The organism is Mycobacterium sp. NGS59 (assembly GCF_059812345.1).
In genome coordinates, this window is sequence record NZ_JCALCN010000004.1 from 258,961 (window position 1) to 266,665 (window position 7,705).

Here is a 7,705-nt window from a genome sequence, read left to right on the forward strand (position 1 = left end):
AGCCGAAGAGCACACTACCAAAGACTCAGACCGCGATCCCCTCGCGGGCTGAACGCAGTCTGCTCAGGCTGCGGTCCCGCCCCAGCAGTTCCAGCGACTCGAACAACGGCGGGCTGATGGTGGTGCCGGTGGCGGCGACCCGGATCGGACCGAACGCCTTGCGTGGCTTGAGCGCCAGGGCTTCGATCAGCGCACCCTTCAGCGCCTGCTCGATGTGCTCAGTGGTCCACTCGGTCACCGTGTCCAGCGCCGAGATCGCCGCATCGAGTACCGGACCCGCGTCCGTGCCCAGTTCCTTGGCGGCCGCCTTCGGGTCCAGGCTGTACTCGTCGTCGTTGAGGAACCTCAGCAGGGCCCACGCGTCGCCGAGCACCACAATGCGAGTCTGGATCAGCTCGGCCGCGGTGATGAAGTCAGCCTCGTCCAGGTCGAGCCGCTGACCGTGGGTGGTTAGATAATCGCGCAACCGGCCGGTGAAATCCTCGAGGGTGAGCCTCCGGATGTGTTCGGCGTTGAGTGCGTCGGCCTTCTTCTGATCGAACCGGGCCGGATTGGAGTTCACGTCCACCACGTCGAAAGCCGCAACCATCTCGTCGAGACTGAACAGGTCGTGGTCGTCGGCGATCGACCAACCCAGTAGCGCAAGATAATTCAGCAATCCTTCGGGGATGAAACCCCGGTCACGGTGGGCGAAGAGATTGGACTGCGGATCGCGCTTGGACAGTTTCTTGGTGCCCTCCCCCAATACCGTTGGCAAGTGGGCGAATTCCGGAATACGCTGGGCCACCCCGATCCGGATCAGCGCTCGGTACAGGGCGAGCTGGCGCGGCGTCGACGGCAACAGGTCCTCGCCGCGCAGCACGTGGGTGATCTCCATCAGCGCGTCGTCACAAGGATTGACCAAGGTGTACAACGGATCTCCGCTGGCTCGGGTCAGCGCGAAGTCCGGCACCGAACCCGCCGCGAACGTGGTAGGTCCACGCACCAGATCGTCCCAACTCAGATCCTCGTCAGGCATCCGCAACCGCACCACCGGCTTTCGGCCCTCGGCCAGGTACGCCCCACGCTGTGAATCGGTCAGTTGCCGGTCGAAGTTGTCGTATCCCAGTTTCGGATTGCGGCCGGCAGCGACGTGGCGTGCCTCGACCTCGTCGGGCGTCGAGAACGCGTAGTAGGCCTCGCCCGCTTCGAGCAGCCGGCCCACCACGTCCCGGTAGAGGTCACCGCGCTGGGACTGTCGATACGGTGCGTGCGGCCCCCCGACCTCGGGACCTTCGTCCCAGTCCAGTCCGAGCCAGCGCAACGCGTCGAGCAACGCCGAATAGCTTTCCTCGCTGTCCCGCTCGGCGTCGGTGTCCTCGATGCGGAACACGAAGGTGCCACCGGTGTGCCTGGCGTAGGCCCAGTTGAACAACGCGGTGCGCACCATCCCGACGTGCGGTGTGCCGGTGGGCGACGGGCAGAACCGAACTCGTACTGTCACGACTTTCCTTTATGCACAAGCGGATTCGATTTTCGCAAAACGGGATTCGTGAGGGTGCCGATCCCCTCGACGGTGATCGAGACGGTGTCGCCGTCCTCGATCGGGCCGACCCCGGCGGGTGTGCCGGTGAGAATGAGATCGCCTGGCAGCAAAGTCATTACCGCCGAGATCCACTCGATGACGGCGCCGACGTCGTGGATCATCAACGAGGTACGCGCGTGCTGCTTGACCTCGCCGTTGACCTCGGTGCGCAGCTCCAGATCGGCCGGATCGACGTCGGTGACGATCCACGGCCCGATCGGGCAGAAGGTGTCGTGGCCCTTGGCCCGGGTCCACTGGCCGTCGGACTTCTGCTGATCGCGCGCCGACACATCATTACCGATGGTGTAGCCGAGGATGTTGTCTGCGGCCTGCGCCGCCGACACGTCCTTGCATGCCCGGCCGATCACCACGGCCAACTCGCCTTCGTAGTGCACGGGTGATGCGTTGGCGGGCAATCGGATCGGGACGTTCGGCCCGACGATCGCGGTGTTGGGTTTCATGAAGATCACCGGATCCGCCGGTGCCTGGCCGCCCATCTCGGCGATGTGGTCGGCGTAATTCTTTCCGATGCAGACGACCTTGCTGGCCAGTATCGGCGCCAACAGTCGGACGTCGGCGAGCGGCCAGGAGCGGCCGGTGAAACTCGGCGTCCCGAATGGATGTTCGGCGATCTCGCGGGCCGTCATACCGCCCGGATCGTCCAATGGGCCTTCGACGCTGACGAAAGCCACTCCGTCGGGGCTGGCGATTCGACCAAGGCGCATTCGGAAAAGCCTAGCGAGGGTCGCGAGCGCGGCGTAGCCGGGCGCTGCGGGCCCTCGCCATCAGGCCCCGCGAGGGTCGCGAGCGCGGCGTAGCCGGGCGCACCTCGATGACATCGAAGAGGAAACGGCCGGTGCCCACCTCGATAACTCCTTTGCTCAGCACCTCCTTTCCACCTGACATCTGTGCAAGCATGGCTTGATGTCCTCGGACGCGATCAGCGCCGTCACGCGCTGGTCGATGGTCGCCGTCGCGCTGGTGGTGACTGCCAGCGCGTTCAGCTTCATCAACGCCGTCCCATTCCTGATCCCTGCGCTGGAAGCCGCGCGCGGGACACCGCTGTCCGAAACCGGTTTGTTAGCGGTGATGCCGAGCCTGGGCATGGTGGTGACGTTGATCGCCTGGGGCTACGTGGCCGACCTGATCGGCGAGCGCATCGTGCTGACCCTGGGTGCGATGGTGACGGCGGCGGCGGCCTACGCCGCGTCGACGGTCGATTCCCTGCTAACCATGGGAATCCTGCTGTTCATCGGTGGCATGGGCGCGGCCAGCGCCAACCCCGCCTGCGGCCGGCTGGTTGCCGGTTGGTTCCCCCCGCAGCAACGCGGTCTGGCGATGGGAGTTCGCCAGACCGCACAACCGCTCGGAATAGCGATGGGAGCCTTCGTTATCCCGGGGCTCGCGCAAGATGGCCCGCCCGCAACGGGACTGCTGTTTCCGGCTTTGGCGTGCGCGGTCTCGGCGGTGGTCGCCGCCGTCTTCGCCCACGACCCGCCACGCAAACCGCGCCCGCAAGCCGTCCCGGCAGAGTTGACCAGCCCCTACCGCGATTCCACCGTTCTGTGGCGGATCCATGCACTCTCGGCACTGATGGTGATGCCGCAGTCGATGACCGTGACCTTCATGCTGGTCTGGCTACACAAGGATCATGGCTGGTCCGTGGAAGCGGCCGGGACGCTCGTCACCGTCATCGCACTGCTCGGCGCCATCAGCCGCATCGCGGCGGGCCGTTGGTCGGACGTCATCGGGTCCCGGATGCGCCCGATCCGAGCGATCGCGCTGTGCACCAGCGCGACCATGCTGCTGCTGGCGCTCACCAACGACCTCTACCCGGCGCTGGCGGTAGCGCTGATGGTGACGGTGTCGGTCGTCACGGTGATGGACAACGGCCTGGAGGCCACCGCCATCACCGAATTCGCCGGTCAGTTCTGGAGCGGACGCGCTCTGGGCGTGCAGAACACCACCCAGCGCCTGATGACACTGGCCGGCCCGCCGATGTTCGGTGCGGTCATCGGCGCGTTCGGCTACCCGGTGGCGTTCGCGTTGTGTGGACTTTTCCCGTTGGCGGCCGTACCGGTCGTCCCGACGGGGTTGCTGGTGCCCGGAATGGAGGAGCGGCCACCGCAAAGACCTCGCGACGAGGTTGCCCGGTTGCTCGAGTAACGGGTCGCCGACGGCCGCTGTGCGAGCATTAGCGGATGTCCGAAGAGCCGGCGGGCCCCATCGCGCGTTGGTCGATCGTCGTCGTCTCACTGTTCGTGACTGCCAGCTCGTTTCTGTTCATCAATGGCGTCGCCTTCCTGATACCCAGGTTGCAAACCGCGCGCGCGATACCGCTGAACCAGGCGGGTTTGCTGGCGTCCATGCCGAGTTGGGGCATGGTGCTCACACTGATCGCCTGGGGATACGTGCTGGACCGCGTCGGCGAGCGCATCGTGCTGACCGCAGGCACGGCCCTCACCGCGGTGGCGGCCTACGCTGCTGCTTCGGCGGATTCGCTGTTCCTGATGGGAGTTTTCCTTTTTCTGGGCGGCATGGCGGCGGCCAGCTGCAACACCGCCGGCGGCCGGTTGGTGTCCGGATGGTTTCCGCCCGAGCAGCGCGGGTTGGCGATGGGAATCCGCCAGACCGCCCAACCGCTGGGAATTGCCGTGGGCGCGTTGGTCATTCCAGAGCTGGCCGAGCGCGGCGCCCAGGTTGGGCTGATGTTCCCGGCCGCCGCGTGTGCAGTTTCCGCGCTCGCCAGCCTGCTGGGCGTCAAGGACCCGCCCCGCAAGCCCCGCGCGACGGCCACCGACGAAGAATTGGCCAACCCATATCGCGGTTCGCCGATGCTATGGCGGACACATGCGGTGTCGGGATTGCTGATGATGCCGCAGACGGTCACCGTCACCTTCATGCTGGTCTGGCTGATCAACCACCACGGCTGGTCGATCGCCGCCGCCGGTGGCCTGGTCACCATCTCCCAGCTGATCGGCGCCGCGGGCCGCATTCTGGTCGGGCGTTGGTCGGATCGCATCGGATCCCGGATGCGACCGGTGCGGATCATCGCGGGGGCGGCCGCCTTGACGATGTTTCTGCTGGCCTTCGCCGACCACCTCGATTCCCGGCTCGACGTGCTGCTCATGATCGCCATCTCGGTGATCGCGGTGCTCGACAACGGACTCGAGGCCACCGCCATCACCGAGTTCGCCGGACCCTACTGGAGCGGGCGTGCGCTGGGCATTCAGAACACCACGCAGCGATTGATGGCCGCGGCCGGGCCGCCCATGTTCGGTGCGCTGATCAGCGCGGCCGCGTATCCGCTGGCGTGGGCGCTGTGCGGGCTGTTCCCGCTGGTTGCGACGCCGTTGGTGCCTACCCGCGTGCTGCCGCCCGGTCTGGAATCTAGAGCGCGGCTGCAATCCGTTCGCCGGCATCGCCGGTGGCAGGCCGTTCGTCCCCGCGAGTCGCCAGGTAAGTCGCGACCGCCCGATCCACTCGCGCCGCCGCCTCGTCCTCGCCAAGATGGGCCAGCAGCAACGCCACCGACATGATCGCCGCCGTCGGATCGGCGATGCCCTTGCCGGCGATGTCGGGCGCGCTGCCGTGCACCGGTTCGAACATGGACGGATTGGTCCGCGTCGCGTCGATGTTGCCGCTGGCCGCCAGACCGATACCACCGCAGACCGCGGCGGCCAGGTCGGTGATGATGTCGCCGAACAGGTTGTCGGTGACGATCACGTCGAACCGGCCCGGGTCGGTGGCCAGGAAGATGGTGGCCGCGTCGACGTGCTGGTAGGCCACCTCGACGTCGGGGTACTGCTCACCGATCTCCTGCACGGTCCGCAACCACAGGCCGCCGGCGAACGTCAGCACGTTGGTCTTGTGCACCAGGGTCAGGTGCTTGCGACGCTTGCGGGCCCGTTCGAACGCGTCGGTCACCACCCGTCGCACCCCGAAGGCGGTGTTGACGCTCACTTCGGTCGCCACCTCGTGGGGGGTGCCGACGCGGATCGCGCCGCCGTTGCCGGTGTAGGGGCCTTCGGTTCCCTCGCGAACCACGACGAAGTCGATCTCGGGATTCCCGGCCAGCGGACTGTGCACGCCGGGATACAGCCGGGCCGGGCGCAGGTTCACGTGGTGGTCGAGTTCGAAGCGCATCCGCAGCAGCAGGCCGCGTTCCAGGACGCCGCTGGGCACCGACGGGTCGCCGATGGCTCCCAGCAGGATGGCGTCGTGCTCGCGTAGCTCGGGCACCACCGACTCCGGCAGCACTTCCCCGGTGGCGTGAAACCTGCGGGCGCCCAGGTCGTACTCGGTCTTCTCCACGCCGGGCAGGACGATGTCGAGGACCTTGACCGCCTCGGCGACGACCTCAGGCCCGATCCCGTCGCCGGCGATCACCGCTAACTTCAATTGCGCCGCTCCTCCTCATCACTGCGTTCTGCATCGTCGCCGGCGCGTTTCACGACAGGTCGACCACTTCGAGCTTGTTGGCGCCGACCGCCTCGGTGATCTCCGAGCGCACGCCGTCGGGGACGTCCTGGTCCAGCCGCAACAGGATGGTCGCGCTGTCGCCCTCGGTGTCCTCGGACAGCTGCGCGGCCTGGATGTTGACCCCGGCCGCGCCGAGCAGCGTGCCGATCTTGCCGAGCGCGCCCGGCTGGTCGGCGTAGTTGATCACCAGGTTGATGCCCTGGGCGCGCAGGTCGTAGTTGCGGCCGTTGATCTGGACGACCTTCTCGACCAACTGCGGTCCGGACAGCGTGCCGGCGACATTGACCACCGACCCGTCGGCGGCGACGGCTCGCACGTCCACCATGCTGCGGTGGTTCGGGCTCTCGGTGGCCTTGCTGATCTCGGCCGTCACACCGCGGTCCGCGGCCAGGGCCGGCGCATTGACGAACGTCACCGTCTCTTCGATGACAGCCGAGAAGAGCCCGCGCAGCGCGGAGAGCTTGAGCACCTCGACCTCTTCGGCGGCGAGCTCACCGCGCACCTGCACCTGCACGGTTACCGGCAACTCGTCGGACAGCGCGGCTGCCAGCACGCCGAGCTTGCGGGCCAGATCCAGCCAAGGAGCCACCTCCTCGCTGACCACGCCGCCGCCGACGTTCACCGCGTCGGGAACGAACTCCCCGGCCAGCGCCAGCCGCACACTCTCGGCAACGTCGGTGCCGGCGCGGTCCTGGGCCTCGGCGGTCGAAGCACCCAGGTGCGGGGTGACGACCACCTGCGGCAGCTCGAACAGCGGGCTGTCGGTGCACGGCTCGGTGGAGAACACGTCCAGGCCGGCGGCGCGCACGTGGCCGCTGGTGATCGCCTCGGCCAGCGCGGCCTCGTCGATCAATCCCCCGCGCGCGGCGTTGACGATAATGACGCCCGGCTTGGTCTTGGCCAGCGCTTCCTTGCCGATCAGGCCCTTGGTCTCGGGTGTCTTGGGCAGGTGCACGGAGATGAAGTCGGCGCGGGCCAGCAGGTCGTCCAGCGAGAGCAGTTCGATGCCCAACTGGGCGGCGCGGGCCGACGACACGTAGGGGTCGTAGGCGACGATGTGGGCGCCGAACGCGGCGATCCGCTGCGCGACCAACTGCCCGATCCGGCCGAGCCCGACGACGCCTACCGTCTTGCCGAAGATCTCGACGCCGGAGAACTTCGACCGCTTCCAGGTGTGCTCGCGCAGCGTGGCGTCGGCGGCCGGAATCTGGCGAGATGCGGCCAGTAGCAATGCGATTGCGTGTTCGGCGGCGCTGTGGATGTTCGACGTGGGGGCGTTGACCACCAGCACGCCGCGCCCGGTGGCGGCGTCGACGTCGACGTTGTCCAGGCCGACGCCGGCACGGGCGACGATCTTCAGCTTGGGCGCCGCGGCGAGTACCTCGGCGTCGACGGTGGTGGCCGACCGGACCAGCAGCGCGTCGGCCTCGGGTACCGCGGCCAGCAATTTCTCCCGGTCCGGGCCGTCGACCCAGCGCACCTCGACCTGGTCTCCCAGGGCAGCGACGGTCGATTCGGCCAGTTTGTCGGCGATCAGTACAACAGGCAAGTTCACGCGGACAGCCTAGCGGCGACCGTCAGCGCGACGGAGTCGGGCGCAACGGGCCGCCGCCGTCGCGGCCAGCGGCGACCGTCAGCGCGACGGAGTCGGGCGCAACG

6 protein-coding genes and 1 pseudogene are annotated in these 7,705 nt (G+C 67.6%); 2 read left to right on the forward strand and 5 right to left on the reverse strand.

What is annotated here, in order from left to right:
• Positions 1 to 25: 25 nt before the first annotated feature.
• Genes gltX through AC5Y46_RS07825 form a run of 3 tightly spaced genes read right to left on the reverse strand, consistent with a single transcriptional unit; the run spans position 26 to position 2,470 of the window.
• Positions 26 to 1,483: a glutamate--tRNA ligase gene (gene gltX, locus AC5Y46_RS07815; RefSeq protein WP_499942028.1), complete on the reverse strand. Its 1,458-nt coding sequence runs from the start codon at positions 1,481 to 1,483 to the stop codon at positions 26 to 28.
• A complete protein-coding gene (locus AC5Y46_RS07820; RefSeq protein ID WP_499942026.1) occupies positions 1,480 to 2,289 on the reverse strand; it encodes a fumarylacetoacetate hydrolase family protein in 810 nt (269 codons plus the stop codon). Before AC5Y46_RS07820 ends, gltX begins: the two co-directional genes overlap by 4 nt.
• A gap of 10 nt (positions 2,290 to 2,299) precedes the next feature.
• On the reverse strand, positions 2,300 to 2,470 hold the full coding sequence (locus tag AC5Y46_RS07825; protein WP_499990591.1) for a hypothetical protein: 171 nt from the start codon (positions 2,468 to 2,470) through the stop codon (positions 2,300 to 2,302).
• An 18-nt stretch (positions 2,471 to 2,488) separates the two neighbouring features.
• Between AC5Y46_RS07825 and AC5Y46_RS07830 the strand changes: the two genes are divergently transcribed.
• Complete coding sequence (locus AC5Y46_RS07830; protein ID WP_499942024.1) at positions 2,489 to 3,730, forward strand: MFS transporter; 1,242 nt, start codon at positions 2,489 to 2,491, stop codon at positions 3,728 to 3,730.
• A 35-nt stretch (positions 3,731 to 3,765) separates the two neighbouring features.
• Positions 3,766 to 4,821 (forward strand): annotated as a pseudogene (locus AC5Y46_RS07835) (MFS transporter); the annotation flags it as partial.
• A gap of 133 nt (positions 4,822 to 4,954) precedes the next feature.
• Here AC5Y46_RS07835 and AC5Y46_RS07840 read toward each other — a convergent pair.
• Positions 4,955 to 5,965 carry a 3-isopropylmalate dehydrogenase gene (locus AC5Y46_RS07840; protein WP_499942022.1) on the reverse strand — a complete coding sequence of 337 codons (1,011 nt, stop codon included), beginning with the start codon at positions 5,963 to 5,965 and terminating at the stop codon, positions 4,955 to 4,957.
• A gap of 49 nt (positions 5,966 to 6,014) precedes the next feature.
• Positions 6,015 to 7,601, reverse strand: coding sequence for a phosphoglycerate dehydrogenase (serA, locus tag AC5Y46_RS07845; RefSeq protein ID WP_499942020.1), 1,587 nt, complete (start codon positions 7,599 to 7,601; stop codon positions 6,015 to 6,017).
• Between the last annotated feature and the right edge of the window lie 104 nt (positions 7,602 to 7,705).

Excerpts from the sequence above, each read along its gene's own strand:
- AC5Y46_RS07820 (WP_499942026.1), bottom strand. The coding sequence starts at position 2,289 with ATGCGCCTTGGTCGAATCGCCAGCCCCGACGGAGTGGCTTTCGTCAGC.
- AC5Y46_RS07830 (WP_499942024.1), top strand. The coding sequence starts at position 2,489 with ATGTCCTCGGACGCGATCAGCGCCGTCACGCGCTGGTCGATGGTCGCC.
- AC5Y46_RS07825 (WP_499990591.1), bottom strand. The coding sequence starts at position 2,470 with ATGTCAGGTGGAAAGGAGGTGCTGAGCAAAGGAGTTATCGAGGTGGGC.